This window comes from Psychrobacter immobilis (assembly GCF_904846285.1).
GTDB lineage: Bacteria > Pseudomonadota > Gammaproteobacteria > Pseudomonadales > Moraxellaceae > Psychrobacter > Psychrobacter immobilis_D.
Genome location: NZ_CAJHAD010000019.1, coordinates 28,802 through 43,473, shown reverse-complemented (window position 1 = coordinate 43,473; position 14,672 = coordinate 28,802). Strand labels below are relative to the sequence as shown.

12 protein-coding genes are annotated in these 14,672 nt (G+C 43.3%); 4 read left to right on the top strand and 8 right to left on the bottom strand.

What is annotated here, in order from left to right; all coding sequences use genetic code 11:
* Positions 1–86: 86 nt before the first annotated feature.
* Both JMX13_RS10760 and JMX13_RS10755 read right to left on the bottom strand, forming a co-directional pair.
* Positions 87–650, bottom strand: coding sequence for a hypoxanthine-guanine phosphoribosyltransferase (locus JMX13_RS10760; protein WP_201542913.1), 564 nt, complete (start codon positions 648–650; stop codon positions 87–89).
* Between the two features lie 90 nt (positions 651–740).
* Positions 741–1,409 carry a hypothetical protein gene (locus tag JMX13_RS10755; RefSeq protein ID WP_201612486.1) on the bottom strand — a complete coding sequence of 223 codons (669 nt, stop codon included), beginning with the start codon at positions 1,407–1,409 and terminating at the stop codon, positions 741–743.
* 331 nt (positions 1,410–1,740) lie between these two features.
* Between JMX13_RS10755 and JMX13_RS10750 the strand changes: the two genes are divergently transcribed.
* The 3 genes from JMX13_RS10750 to JMX13_RS10740 all read left to right on the top strand — a co-directional run bounded on the left by JMX13_RS10750 (position 1,741) and on the right by JMX13_RS10740 (position 4,976).
* Positions 1,741–3,420, top strand: coding sequence for a carbon starvation protein A (locus JMX13_RS10750; protein WP_201542911.1), 1,680 nt, complete (start codon positions 1,741–1,743; stop codon positions 3,418–3,420).
* A gap of 135 nt (positions 3,421–3,555) precedes the next feature.
* Positions 3,556–3,870, top strand: coding sequence for a cory-CC-star protein (locus JMX13_RS10745; protein ID WP_201612484.1), 315 nt, complete (start codon positions 3,556–3,558; stop codon positions 3,868–3,870).
* Positions 3,871–3,941: 71 nt separating this feature from the next.
* Positions 3,942–4,976 carry an ArsA family ATPase gene (locus JMX13_RS10740; RefSeq protein WP_201612482.1) on the top strand — a complete coding sequence of 345 codons (1,035 nt, stop codon included), beginning with the start codon at positions 3,942–3,944 and terminating at the stop codon, positions 4,974–4,976.
* Positions 4,977–5,007: 31 nt separating this feature from the next.
* Here the strand turns inward: JMX13_RS10740 and JMX13_RS10735 are convergent, their stop codons facing one another.
* Together JMX13_RS10735 and JMX13_RS10730 are read right to left on the bottom strand one after the other, a co-directional pair.
* Complete coding sequence (locus tag JMX13_RS10735) at positions 5,008–6,654, bottom strand: DUF3482 domain-containing protein (protein WP_201612480.1); 1,647 nt, start codon at positions 6,652–6,654, stop codon at positions 5,008–5,010.
* 55 nt (positions 6,655–6,709) lie between these two features.
* The gene (locus tag JMX13_RS10730; RefSeq protein WP_201612478.1) at positions 6,710–8,077 is read right to left on the bottom strand and encodes a DUF2868 domain-containing protein; all 1,368 of its coding nucleotides are present in this window, start codon (positions 8,075–8,077) and stop codon (positions 6,710–6,712) included.
* 243 nt (positions 8,078–8,320) lie between these two features.
* On the opposite strand from JMX13_RS10730, the gene JMX13_RS10725 reads away from it, so the two are divergent.
* Positions 8,321–9,082 (top strand): SDR family oxidoreductase, encoded by a 762-nt coding sequence (locus JMX13_RS10725; protein WP_201612476.1) that lies wholly within the window; start codon positions 8,321–8,323, stop codon positions 9,080–9,082.
* A gap of 64 nt (positions 9,083–9,146) precedes the next feature.
* Here JMX13_RS10725 and JMX13_RS10720 read toward each other — a convergent pair whose 3' ends face one another.
* The 4 genes from JMX13_RS10720 to prpF all read right to left on the bottom strand — a co-directional run bounded on the left by JMX13_RS10720 (position 9,147) and on the right by prpF (position 14,664).
* Positions 9,147–10,649, bottom strand: a complete 1,503-nt coding sequence (locus JMX13_RS10720; RefSeq protein WP_201612474.1) for a bifunctional 2-methylcitrate dehydratase/aconitate hydratase — start codon at positions 10,647–10,649, stop codon at positions 9,147–9,149.
* A 144-nt stretch (positions 10,650–10,793) separates the two neighbouring features.
* Positions 10,794–11,384, bottom strand: coding sequence for a GNAT family N-acetyltransferase (locus JMX13_RS10715; protein WP_201612471.1), 591 nt, complete (start codon positions 11,382–11,384; stop codon positions 10,794–10,796).
* Positions 11,385–11,502: 118 nt separating this feature from the next.
* Positions 11,503–13,356: an ABC transporter ATP-binding protein gene (locus tag JMX13_RS10710; RefSeq protein WP_227686293.1), complete on the bottom strand. Its 1,854-nt coding sequence runs from the start codon at positions 13,354–13,356 to the stop codon at positions 11,503–11,505.
* Between the two features lie 78 nt (positions 13,357–13,434).
* A complete protein-coding gene (gene prpF / locus JMX13_RS10705) occupies positions 13,435–14,664 on the bottom strand; it encodes a 2-methylaconitate cis-trans isomerase PrpF (protein ID WP_201612470.1) in 1,230 nt (409 codons plus the stop codon).
* Positions 14,665–14,672: the final 8 nt, after the last annotated feature.

The following is a 14,672-nucleotide window of genomic DNA, read 5'->3' as shown; positions in this document are numbered from 1 at the left end:
AGTTCGTTGAATGTTATAAAAAGGTGAAAAAATAGCGTAAAAAAAGCATCCGATTTGGATGCTTTTTTAAACTTGAATTTTCAGATTTACATTTTGTCTTCTTTAATAGCATAGATACCAGGCAAATGGCGCAAGTAACCATGGAAATCCATACCACAGCCATAGACATAACGGTCTGCGACATTGATACCAACGAAATCAACATCAAAGTCTGCAACCTTGCGATCGTGCTCTTTATTTAGCAACACACAAGACTCAATAGATAACGGATTTTCTTTACCCAATTCTTCAACGATGGCTTTTAGGGTGATACCTTCGTCAAAAATATCATCAATCAATAAGACGTGTTCGCCTTCAATGCTCACATCAGGTTTGAATTTCCAATCAAGCTCATTGGTACCGGCGTTATCACGATAGCGTGACGCATGGATATAATGCATGCGATGGTAAAAAGTCAGATGCGTCAGTAACTGACCGGCTGGGATAAGTCCACCGTTCATAACGACCATAACAATTGGGTTTAAACCGGCATAATGCAAGTTGAGTTGGGCGGCAAGGCGCTCATAAGCAGCGGCTACTTCGATACTGCTGATTAGGCACTCTGAGTTGCGCAGGGTTTTTTCGATTTCTTGATTACTAATTTGGGTCATGAGTTGCGCCTTTGATAAAAGTGCCGCCTATTTTAGCAAATTTTAGCAAATTTGCCCAACACTACAGTCTTAATAAAAACATAATATTCGTTATTCAGGCTTTTTTACGATAAAAGGACGGTAATAATTCGCCAAACGGTTTAATGATGCATCAGGTAGATCAGGTAGCAGTTTGTTTAATGCCATGCTCATACCTTTATCGATAGCTGCCTTTGCCATTGGCACAGATTTGCGTTTAATCATGCCAAGTTTCAACGTTTCAGAGTAGCGACTGATAAAATGCGTTAAAGTCTCTTCATTTACAGTCTCAAGTGCCTTTTTAAATGCCACTCTATCAACGTGTTCGGGTGTAATTGCCGCAAAACCGTCATCAATGATTTTAGCATCTGCATCTGACAATTTAAAACCGATACGCTTCACACCTTCATTATCAATAAAGGTCGCTTGATCCCTTAAAAAATGAAAGCTTGGCATCACTTCTTCGTTGTTTTCTTTACCCAATAGAATATTAAGTAGGGTATCCGTCGCCCGTTCAATCGTACCAACGATTTTACGCATAGAGGCTTGGCGCTCAGGATTTGGAATAATATCTACCAGTCCAACCAATAATTTATCCGTAAGGTCGCGCGCCGTTTGATGGGTCAGGGCGTCACGATATGGGTAATAATCTGTTTTGTCGTTTGATTCAACGACTTGTTCTGCCTCAATAATCAATGCTTTCAATTCATCTGAAGGTACGAATCCAAAATAATGTGTCATTTTAATCCCTGTATTTATTGTTTTTAATGTTTCACCAACGTTACATTCACTGTTAAATAAGTTACTATTTAAACCACAGAATAAGTAAAGACTCATCATCCTTCATGGCTAATTAGCCAGGTGTCTGAATCTTAAAATGCGATGCTTTGTTAGCCGTTAATGATAAGAAGATGTGCTGTTATTTCCTTAATAGCTGTTTTCTTAACAACTGTTTCTCGAAAAACAGTGAGCCGAGTCACTCACTGCTCACTAATCTAGCATATTTTTAAGATTTTGATTTAAAAAGCTTGAACTTATAAGGCTATCTAATACTTGTCTAGGGAGAGATAAGATGAATAGTGCTATTGTACTGGTGGTTGGTGTGGCCGCAATGCTTTGCGGTTATCTATTTTACTCAAAATTTATCGCCACTAAGATTTTGGCCTTGGATAACAGTCGTCCCACGCCAGCCCATACGATGAAAGATGGGGTAGATTATATTCCCACCAATAAATATGTATTGTGGGGGCATCATTTTACCTCTGTAGCAGGAGCGGCACCAATTATCGGTCCTGCGATTGCGGTTATTTGGGGCTGGGTGCCCGCCATTATTTGGGTAGTTTTAGGCACCATTTTTATGGCAGGCGTACATGATATGTCAGCCATTTGGGCCAGTATGCGCAATAAAGGTCAATCTATTGGCTCGATTGCTGGTACCGTCATGGGCACACGTGTGCGTAGCTTAATGATGGTGGTTATTTTTCTATTATTATTAATGGTGAACGCGGTATTTGGCGTCGCTATTGCCAATATGATGATAAAAACGCCGTCTTCTGTGTTACCTGTCTGGGGCGCATTGGTTGTGGCCTTTATTATCGGTCAGTGTATTTATCGTTATAAGATGAATCTGGTTTGGGTATCCATCATTGGCGTCGTCGCTTTATATGGACTGATCTATCTCGGTCCCATGTTCCCAGTCGTGTTACCAGAGACCTTTATGGGACTACCTGATAACGCCATATGGATTATTATCTTATTTGCCTATGCCGCGATTGCCTCATTATTACCAGTATGGATGCTACTGCAGCCGCGCGATTATATTAATGGGCTACAATTATTTGTTGGTTTGATTTTATTGTATGCAGCCGTATTTATTGCGACGCCAAACATTGTCGCGCCAGCGATTAATCACGATTTGCCCATCGGTACGCCTTCATTAATGCCATTATTGTTCGTTACTATTGCTTGTGGGGCTATCTCAGGATTCCATGGCTTAGTGGCGACCGGGACGACTTCTAAGCAGATTGATAAAGAAGGCGATGTGCGCTTTGTTGGTTATTTTGGTGCTATGGGTGAAGGCATGCTCGCGTTGGGTGCCATTCTTGCTGCGACCGCAGGTTTTGCGACACTCGGCGATTGGCAAGCGGTTTATCAAAAATTTGGCGACGGTTCTATCGGTGCCTTTATTGATGGTGGTGCGACCATATTAAATGCAGGCGTTGGTATCGATATGGTACTTTCACAAACGATGCTGACTGTCATGGCCGCCTTATTTGCCGGCACCACGATGGATACTGGCGTCCGTTTACAACGTTATATCTTCCAAGAGTTTGGTGAGTTTTATAATATTCCAGTGCTAAGTAAGAGTGTCGTAGCTACTTTTCTTGCCGTCGGCAGCTGTCTATTATTAGCATTTGGCGCCGGTGGTATTGATGGTGCAGGTGGCATGATTATCTGGCCATTATTTGGTACTACCAATCAGCTCATGGCGGCTTTAACCCTCATGATTGTCACGATTATATTATTACGTAAAGGTAAGCCAGTTTGGTACACCTTAGCACCCTTGTCATTCTTGCTCGTTATGACTGTCTTTGCCTTATTGATTCAGCTAAAAACCTTTTTTACAGATGGCAATTGGCTGCTTATCATTATGGACATTATTATCTTGATCGCAACGATTCTAGTAACGTTCGAGAGTCTATCTGTACTGCGTAAAGAATGGACATTACATAAAGGTAAAACGGATTCCTAATTGAGATTAAAAGCTATCATATACACTTGTATCAATAAAAAGCGCTAGCAGCAATTGCTGGCGTTTTTTGTATGAGATAGGCATCATAGAGATAGGCATGATAGATGGTAAGAAATAAGCAGAAGTGAGTAAATCATGGAAGATAACCCGATACCAAAAGAGCTAGAAGGCAAGACAAAGCAATTAGAAGACAAAGCACCATGGTGGCAACGTTTTGCGGCAGGATTAAATGAGTTTTATCATGCCCCTTATCGCCAGACGATGGCACGCGCGGCACGTGATGAAGAAGATTTCTTTATGCTGCTGATGTTTGCAGAGAGTCTAGGCATTGATAATCCCGCCAGCTTTTATACCTTAGAGTTACAGCCTCTATTTTTAGAAAACTTCCATGAATGGCATACACGCATGGGTATGGATAAATGCCCCTTTGACCACATCGGTTGCTGTTAGTACGCTTTATAGAAAAAAATGATAAAAGATAAATGATTAAAAGTCATGTGAATTAAAATTGAGATACCAATATGGCATTACATCCTCTACATGGATTAGTAGACCAACTATCGACGCAACCTATCATATTTATTGGCGGCAAAGGCGGAGTCGGTAAAACCACGACTGCCGCGGCACTGGCCAGTTATTATGCGAGCCAGCAAAAAAAGACCTTGATTGTCTCAACCGATCCAGCGCATAGCTTGGGTGATGTGTTAAATATACGGCTCAATAACGAAAAAACTGCCATCACGCCGTATCTTGATGCAATTGAGCTCAACCCCGATGTCATCGTTGATGCGCATTTTGCTCAAGTTGAATCCACCATTAAATCTTATGCCAATCCAGATATGATGCCCAAAATCCGTGAGCACCTGCGACTATCAAAGTCGGCACCTGGCGCACAAGAAGCGGCTATGCTCGAATCTATGTGTCAGCATTTAATCACGGCTGCAGATGCCAATTATGAACATATCATATTTGATACCGCACCAACTGGGCATACATTGCGCTTACTCGTATTGCCAGAGATGATGGGCGCGTGGACAGATGGGCTGCTAGCACAGCAACGGCGACAGGCAAAATTACGCTCAGTAGCAAACCATTTAGACAGCCATAACCAAAGAGATAAAAATCAGAGCAGCAATCAGAAACATGATATATCCAATCCGTTTGCAGCAAAAAAGCCTGACCGCTGGGAGCAAGCGGTAGCAGTTCTAGAAAAACGTAAACAGCTGTTTCGACAAGCAGGAACATTACTCCATGACCGTACAAAGACAGCGATTGTTTTAGTGATGACTGCCGACGTATTGCCATTAGCAGAAACCAAACGCGCTATCGAACAACTGGAAGAGAGTAAACTCAAACCAGCCGCGGTAGTCATCAATCAGCTGATAGCAACCGCGCAGTCAGATGATTTTTGGCGTCTTCGTGCCGAGCGGCAACAGCAATTGCTGCAGGATATTGAAAACACGTTTACCAATTATCCACTGTATCCAATCTACTTGCAGCAAACAGACGTACGCGGTACTGAAGCATTAAGTATGCTATTACGCCCATCATCGTAAAGGTTATTTGAAAAATATAATAAATCGACTGTTAATGCTCAGGCTTATATAATTGTAATTTACTTGCCAGCGACCATGCCATATCTGTACGCAGTAGCTGAGCCTGTTCGGACTTACCGCTACTAAGCGACGACCACTGCGGTTTGCCGCGAGCTTTTTTAAGCTCACTTGGTAATTTATGTGGCGGCCATGGCGTCACGACATTATCTTCATTGTCGTTATTTGACATTTCAGCATCATTTTTTGCGGCGCTATATATCAGTTGGGTGGCATCTGTTGCCGCATGACCACGATGACGCAGGGCGGTGAGTAAATCTATCGCTCGCGTGGCGAGCAAGGTTAGGGTAGCAGGGTCGATATACAAACGTTTTACCCCAGTGATTCTATCAGCGATACTACTGGTATTCGATAATAGCCCGCCTGCGATACCGCCAATGGCCGCGCCCAAACCTAAAGTAGTACCCAGTGCTGCCGCATCAATGCCCAAGCCTAATAATGCGCCCGCTGCTGCACCCGATGTCGTGCGAATACCATAGCTTTTGAGCAGTTCAGGGTCAAAAGGGTCTTGCTGATAAGCTTGTAACTCAAGCGGCGTTGCTGCCACGGCGTTATCATAAAATTTATATAAGTTAAGCAGATTGTGCTGCATTGCCCGTTCACTCTGTCTGACCGCTTCTTGCATTTGCTCGAGCACTGGCATTGGGTCATCATCTTCAGTAATTTCACGAACGAAAGCCGCCACATTTAATAAAAAATCAGCGATGATAATATTGGCCTCATCATATAGCTGTGCCCAGTTTTCAGTGCGTCGCAGCATCAACTGCTCAAGCATCTCAGAGTGGGTAAGCATGGTGGCTAAATTTTGCCATAGACGCATTTCATCTTCGAACTCAAAAGCCACTGAGTCAAAACGTGTTGAGATGTGCAAATTGCGTCTTGCTAGCATCGTTTGCCATTCGTCGATATTGGCGTCCTGACTATCCGTGAAATTAAATACTGGCATCACAGGTATCGCTGCCCAAGATAAAATGGCCAGCTCATCTTTATACTTACCCAATACTGGCTCACGCGCATCAACAACATATATAGCCATATCACTTGCCAGCAGCTGACGGATTACTTTGGCTTCTTGGCTATAGTCATAATCGTTCGACACATTACTTTCACTTTCACTACCTCGCGCGATATCTGCCACCAAAAACTGCTGCAAACGCTCAATACCATCACGGCGACTGGCAGTGTTGTCTTCTAGCCAATCCATTAACCCTGAAGCATCTTCTAAACCTGGTGTGTCATAAAGCACCACCAATACTTCGCCCGTTTGGCTGTCGGTCAATTTTGCTTGCTCTACATGTCGGGTGGTCGCTGCTTCGTTTTTTACTTCCCCAAAATAAACATCACGTAGTAAGGTGCGTAATAGTGATGTTTTACCCGTATTGGTATGACCAACGACCGCTAATTTGAGTGCTTCGCCACTGGCAATGGTTTTTTTAGAGGCAGTATTAACAGGTAGCGCTTGCTCATCTGATACTTGTTTTTCCAATGTCTGTTTATTCAACGATAGCTCTGTATTAGTATGCTTTGAATCGTTTTCTAAGTCGGGTGTTGGCTCATAGGCTTCATCGGCAAAGAGACCGACAGGTTTGGCATTATCTTGATTGTTGTTTTGATTATTCATAATAGAATCTTATTATTAATATTATTGAGTATCGATATTAGAGGACGTAACCAAGCTAAACCAAGCCAATTTTTCGAGCGGCAAGGGCGGTTTGCCATTGCTGATAACGAACGTCTTGGTTTTCTGAGTCTTGCTCTTGCAAGTTAGTGTTAGCAGTTTTGATATCACTGAGCAGTTGTACAATAAGGCCGTCTGCGGCATGTTCGGCAATACGATCAAGTTTACGCAGCGTACCTCGGTCGGGTAAAGCCTTGCTATGAATACCTAATAGTACTTGAACCCGATGGCTATCCAAGTAAGTCGTTAATCGATCCATATCATCACGGTCGTCAAGAATACCGAAGTTCTCAACATTACTAACGTTACTAATATCGGCATTAAGTCCTGATTGCCACCAATTATCCTGCTGTGATGGGTATTCAAGTAAAGCAACCAGTTTCTTACCAGTACTAACCGTCGCTTTTGGCGCGACAGGGGCGGGCGCTGCTTTAAAATCATCTTCATCGACCACATGACGCTGCCAAAAGTTCAGAATCTTTTGGTAATAGGGCTGCTTGATATCCAAGCGCATCTTTTTACGGCGGAACATCAATGCGCAAAATGCCCAAGCAATCGCCCTTGGTACAATACCGTACATCAGCAAGCTACCGACCAATAAGCCGGCCCATTGCCGCGCCATCGATAAGGGCATAGCGTCAGTCACTAAACGGCTCTGAACGATAGCGGCACTGTCCGGTACTGTAAATCCTACCATACTTGGTAACCAGCCGAGTACTTGAGTCAAAGTGATAAGCGCCTGATCAGAGAGTAATGTCGACTCCCAGCTAAAGCTATACTGACGCACAATCAATAAAAATATGATCGCCAACAGCATACCAGTCAAGGTAGCTAGCCATAATTGATGGCTAAAGCGTCCTAAATACCAGCGCATACCGCTATGTTGTAATTGACGCTCGTACAAGTCAACTGCTGCCTTGGTAACATCGTCCTTGCCACGGATAAGATAGCTAGGACTGACAAAATTGGCAAACCAATTTGACGACTGCTTACCTTGATTAATCAAAGTCATGACTAGCCAGCCTAACAGCATAATCGTATGAAACCCAAGCAGACAGACCAGCACATAAAAGAAATTCACTACATTGGTCTGTAGTAGGGTAAACAATCCCAAAAACCCCGAGATACACCACACCACGCTCATAACCAGCATAATGCCTTTGATACGACCATCAATTTTACCGAGCACACGTGCCAGCGCACCGTTACTATCGATACGCGAGGCGCGGCGATGCAACTTTTGAATGGGTTTCCCATCCTCACCTTGCAGTTTTTCTGTGATGAGTAGCGGGTCAGTGGCAAAGACATGTTGCTGCGTCTCAAGCGTCCGTACCAGCTCGGTCAATTGGTCTTGGGGCGATAGCATAGGGCGATGATATCCGTATAAAGGCGTTTGTTAAAGTTAAAAGGTTAAGAAGGTTAACGGCATTTAGACATCTCAATTGATAGATGTCGAGTATTTACCCATCAGTGATTATTGTAGCCTATATAGAATAGCGATAACTTCTATTATTCTTAGCGTTTTAGCATAGTAAATGTAAAGTAAATACGCCAAAATGAATGCATGTTAGCAACAGCTCATAATACAGATAGCAATAAGGAGTGCTTTATGAATACAAAAAACTACTTAATCGTTGGCGGTAGCGGCGGTATTGGTCAGGCGATTGTTAAACAGCTAATAGAGATGACTGCTAATAATAAAAGCAATGGCAACGGAAAAATATTTGCCACTTATCATACAAATCAGCCTGACTTTACCGCCGATAATTTGCACTGGTTACCGATTGATGTCAGCAATGAGAAAAGCATTGAACAAGCCGTTACTGAGATTAAGCAGCAAGCCACTCATATCGATTGGGTGATTAACTGTGTGGGGTTATTGCATACGCCAAATAATCAACCAGAAAAAGCGCTACGACAACTAGAGACTGACTTTTTTTTACAGAATATGCAGATTAATGCCTTAGCCAGTCTGCTTATTGCCAAGCATATCAAGCCATTACTTGCAAAAGCTGAACGTGACGCTGACAACCCTGCAGTCTTTGCGACCATATCGGCTCGTGTGGGTAGTATTAGTGACAATGAGCTTGGCGGTTGGTACAGCTACCGTATGAGTAAAGCGGCACTGAATATGGGTATGAAAAATTTGAGTATTGAATGGAATCGGTCGCTAAAGGCTGTCTGCGTGGTCGTCATGCAACCCGGTACGGTTGATACCCAGTTATCATCACCCTTTCAAAGCAATGTGGCTGACGAAAAGCTATTCTCGCCATCTTATAGCGCTGAACACTTAATAGAAGTGCTTAATAGTATGACTGCCGCCCAATCTGGTTGTTTCGTCGATTGGGCAGGTGAGTCCATTCCTTGGTAAAAGATTGGTAAAAATACTATTAATAAAAACAAAAAGGCGCCTGAATTATTGATACGCTTTAAAATTAATTAGCGACGAATAAATCCATAAACTCATCAACAGGGGTTTGCTCCAAACGCTTTTGATCATCACATAGAGAAAAAATATCCGCACAGCGACTGTCAATAAAGCGCGTTGCCAAACTTGCTCGGAATTTCGCTTCTAATACAGGGATGCCTTCAGCGCGGCGGCGTTTATGACCAATAGGATATTCGACAGCGACTTTATCGGTACTGCTGCCGTCTTTAAAGAATATCTGAATGGCATTGGCAATCGAGCGTTTGCTTGGGTCATGGTAATCTTTCGAATAGCTGGCATCTTCGACAACAACCATCTTACGGCGCAGCCCATCAATCAAGATATGATGCTGCGCGTGGTAATCGTCTTCATAATTCTCTGCCATCAAGTCGCCCGTCAATAAAGGCACTGCAACCATATATTGCAAACAATGATCGCGATCAGCAGGATTAGCAAGCGCGCCTTCTTTGGAGATGATTCGAATGGCTGAATCATGAGTAGTCAGAACGATTTTCTCAATCTCATCAATTCTATCATCGATACGTGGATGCAAAATGACAGCCGCTTCACAAGCGGTCTGGGCATGAAACTCGGCAGGGAAGCTTATCTTAAACAAAATATTTTCCATCACGTAGCTACCAAACTCGCGCTGGAAGGTAAAGCGGCGCTCGCCTTCAGGTTTAAGTGCTAGGTCCTTATTGGTATGGCTAAACAGGACATCATAAAAGCCCCATTGCGGAGCGGTTAATGCCCCAGGGATGCCCATCTCGCCGCGACGAGTAATATCGACCAAGCGTACCGCACGACTGGTTGCGTCACCTGCCGCCCATGATTTACGGCTACCAGCATTTGGCGCATGACGATAGGTGCGTAGCGCTTGACCATCCACAATCGCTTGCGAGATCGCCGCCATGATGCGCTCACGTGGTAATTTATAGAGTTTAGCGACCACCGCCGTTGAGGCTAATTTGACTAGGAACACATGGTCTAGACCCACACGGTTGAATGAATTCTCTAAGGCAAGCACCCCTTGAATCTCATGCGCCATAATCATCGCTTCTAGTACGTCGTGCATCGTGAGCGGTGCTTTATTTTGGCTGACATTTTGCTGACTGATATAGTCCGCTACTGCCAAAATACCACCTAAATTATCCGAAGGATGACCCCATTCAGCCGCAAGCCACGTATCGTTATAATCAAGCCAGCGCACCATACAGCCAATATCAAAAGCGGCTTTAATAGGGTCGAGTCTATGGGGTGTACCGGGTACGCGCGCGCCGTTAGGGGTGATTTGATCAGCGCAATCGGCTCCTAGGTGCTTGGTACATTCAGGAAAGCGCAGTGCTAATAATCCGCACCCCAGCGTATCCATCAAACAGTAGCGGGCGGTATTCCAAGCATCAGCACTATTGGGCGAGTCTGCATCGATAGAGTAGTTAAGCACATAGTCGGCGATTTTTTGAATTTCATCGTCATACTCTGGGCGGACATTGCTTTCTACATTAGACATAGTCGTTACCTCTTCCTTGAGTCGAATATTTGAGTGATTAATAAAGTCGTCTTAGACATTTATTAATCAGCCATGTATCAAAAATAGCATACTCAATATCGAACAACAGTGAAGTCGTGTAAGGCTGTTTTATCGTTTAATAATTTAAACCATGAGATAAACCAAACCAACAATAAATAAAAGCGCCAGTATTAAGAGTAAAAAACTGAGAATACTACTCATCATCCCTGAGCTTTCTTTTTGTACTTTTACTTTCTTAATGACGGGTAAAACCATGATGACATGCTCGATACCGTCTTCAAGATAGCGTTCACCCTCAACGATAAACCCAAGTGATTCGTAAAAGTTTAGCAAATAAGTCTGTGCGGAGATAATAATGGTTTTTTTACCATACTTTTTGCGGCAGTACTTGATGGCCTCAAGCATTATTTGACGGGCAACACCATTGCCGCGGTGCTCTGCTAACACCAGAACCCTGCCAATCGCCGGTATCGGACCTGACGGATTAACCGAAGATTTTTTTTGATTAAATGACGGCGGGATAATGCGGCAATAGCCAATCAAGGCCTCGTTTTGATGGGCGACCAGATGTAAGCAGTCAAAGTCCACCTCGTCCATATCTTGATACGGGCAGTTTTGCTCCACCACAAATACTTGTGAGCGGGCTTTTAAGATATGATAAAGATCAACGGTGGTCAGCTCATCAAAGGTTTTTATAGAAAATTCACAGGTCATAGTCAAATAGCTTCTAACAATTTAAAGGGCTTATATAGGGTAACAACATAAATTATAAATATTCTAAATACAGAAATAATGCATCAAAGACTGAGCATTATAACGATTTCGCCCTGCATTAACTATTTAAGGTTTGACTGATTTTATCCAAATTTAAACTATCCGACATCGCACTGAATATCTCAAAGTATTTACCGCGCTGCTCATATAGTGCTTCGTGAGTACCTGTCTCAACCACGCGACCATTTTCTATCACCACTAAATCATCAGCATCGATGATTTGGGCGATATTGTGCGATACCATAATCACGGTACGATCTTTTTTAATCAAATCTAGGCTTTTCTTAACCTGTTGACTGGCAATGGCATCTAGGCTCGCCGTTGGTTCATCCAAAAACACAATCGGCGGATCCTTTAAAAACATCCTTGCCAGCGCAATACGTTGCTGCTGTCCGCCCGATAGAGATTTTGCGCTACTCTCATAGCCTTTTGCTAGTGATATGACTTGCTCATGAATCGAAGCTTTCTTAGCTGCAACCACAATATCATCCTCACTGGCACTCATATCCCCATAGCGGATATTTTCGCTAATCGTACCTGAGAATATATGGTTGCTTTGTAATACCAAGCCGATATTTTGCCGTAGCTCATGGGTATCGTAGTCGGCTAGATTCTGACCATCTAAGCATATCGTGCCGGCGTCAGGCTCATAAAATCTTACCAACAGATTGATAATCGTACTCTTGCCAGCACCACTTAAGCCCACCAACGCAGTAATACGATTGGGCTTGATGGTAAAACTGACATCCTTTAGCGCTTGGGTGCCATTAGGATAGGTAAAATCGACATGTTTAAGCTCAATATGACCTTTTAAGTTTTTGCTACTCAAACCAGAGATTTTTTCAACTTGATCATCGTCCTCTAAAATCTCAAAAAATCCTTCGGCATAGGTAAGCGCATTGTTAATTTGATCATATATGCGATGTAATTGACGGATAGGGGCCGCGACGTTTTGAAACAGCATGACGTGAAATAAAATCATCCCAATGGTCATCTGACCGTTTAGCACGAAATAAGAAGTCAGTAGTATGATAGCCACTACACCGATTTGTTCGATAAAGGTTTTTATCGCATCATAAATAAAACCAATACTACGGATACGTAGCTGATTATCAGTCATGTCTTTTTGAATGGTTAAATGCTTCTCCGCCTCGATAGACTCGCGCACAAAGGACTTTACGACACTGATTGAGTTAATCAGCGAGATAACAAGACCACTTTTGGCTTCTCTAAAGCCGCGCATCTGCCGGCGGAAACCTTGCAAACGCTTTGCTTGTTTTTGACTGATAAAAAAGTAAATCGGGATAATAATCAGACCAACCAAGCCGATCCAAAAGTTGGTCGAAAACATAATGATTAGCGATACAATGGCACTTGCAAATAGCGGTAGCATATCGATAAAGAAGTTCTGTACTAGGCTTGTAAGACTGCTAACACCATAATCGATACGGGTTTGCAGCTTGCCACTGTCGTTTTCACTACTGGTATAAAACGCCATACGGTAAGTTAAGATACGCTCAATGATTTTTTGCGATAAATTACGCGAGAGATTGATACGAATCTTTTCACCATAAAAGCGCTGTCCAAACGAGATGAATATCGACAATATCTCTTTAGTCAGCAATACCACACTGATAATAGTGAGCATGCGCACGCCAGCTTCCCAAGGCTCGGTAAGGGTGGCGATTTCGGTCAATGTATCAACAGCATAGCGCAATACAAAGGCGTTAACCTGAGCCGTAAAGGAGCCCAACACCGTCAATATTAAGGTAGCAATGATTATTAAGCGATAAGGCTGAGCAAAGACAGCAAGCTTTTTTAGGATATCCCACAACAAAGCCCGCCGCTCAGTTTTTTTGAGCGGTGGCTTCTTATCAAGTGGGGATTTATTGAGAGTAGGTGAAGTTGGCATTTTATTAGAGTAAAACAAACACAAGAAAAAAGCTATTCAGAGTATAAATATTAAAGAAATCGAACAAATAATAAACGTTTAAAACGCATCTGCTGGTACAAACACTTCTCCAACCATGATACGACGAGCAGAGCGGCTCATCGACACCTTTTTGGCTTGCCAGCGTCCATCAACTTGTTCTGTTTTACCGCCAACCAATAACGTCCCTGATGGATGCCCAAAACGAACTTCACCTAATTCGCCTGCACCTGCTGCCTCATTAACTAACGTTCCTTGCGTGGTCGCTGCTGCTGCTATCGCCACCGCTGCTGTGCCCATCATGGCATGATGCAGTTGTCCCATACTCATCGCACGTACAACGAGATCAATATCATCAGCATTAACTGCTTTACCACTTGATGCGCTATAACTTTGTGCAGGAGCAACCCAAGCAATTTTTGGAATATGCTGACTGGCTTGAGCTTCACTGACGTCTTTAAATAAGCCCATCGCAACACCGCCTTTGGCACGAATTTTTTCAAGCTTAGCCAAGGTTTCGCTATCGCTGTTGATATCACCTTGCAGCTCAGTACCGGTAAAGCCCAAATCTTCTGCTTTCATAAAGATGGTTGGGATACCCGCACTGATAAAGGTCGCCTTTACGTTATCGGTATTTAGGCCACAACCAGACACATCAAAATCGTCGACTAGATTGTTGGTCGGGAACATATCACTGGATGAATCTACTGGATCAATAAATTCAATCTTTACTTCGGCAGCAGGAAAGGTCACACCATCTAGCTCAAAGTCGCCCGTTTCTTGGACTTGTACCTTGCCTTGTGCGTCTAGATAGACAGGCACATGGGCAATAATGGTTTTACTGATATTCTCTTGCCAAATGCGTACTTCACAAATGCCGTCGTCCGTACTGCTCGCAACTTTATCCACATCGACCAAGCCCATATTAATCGCACAAGCACCAACGGCGGCGGTTAAGTTACCACAATTACCTGCCCAATCAATCATAGGCTTTGCGATATTAACTTGCCCAAACAGATAATTCACATCGTGATCTGCTTTATCGGATTTTGAAAGAATAACCGTCTTTGAAGTGCTAGAGCTGCCATTACCCAAGCCGTCGATTTGTTTTCCATAAGGATCAGGACTACCAATGACGCGTAATAAGAAATTATCACGCGACTCGCCAGCGGCTTGGCAGCGCTCCAGTAAATCAGAAAGTTTAAAAAACGTCCCTTTTGACGTACCGCCGCGCATATAGATGGCAGGGACAGAGATTTGTGGGGCGAAAGGGGTGTTTGGTTGTGTCATTTTTCATT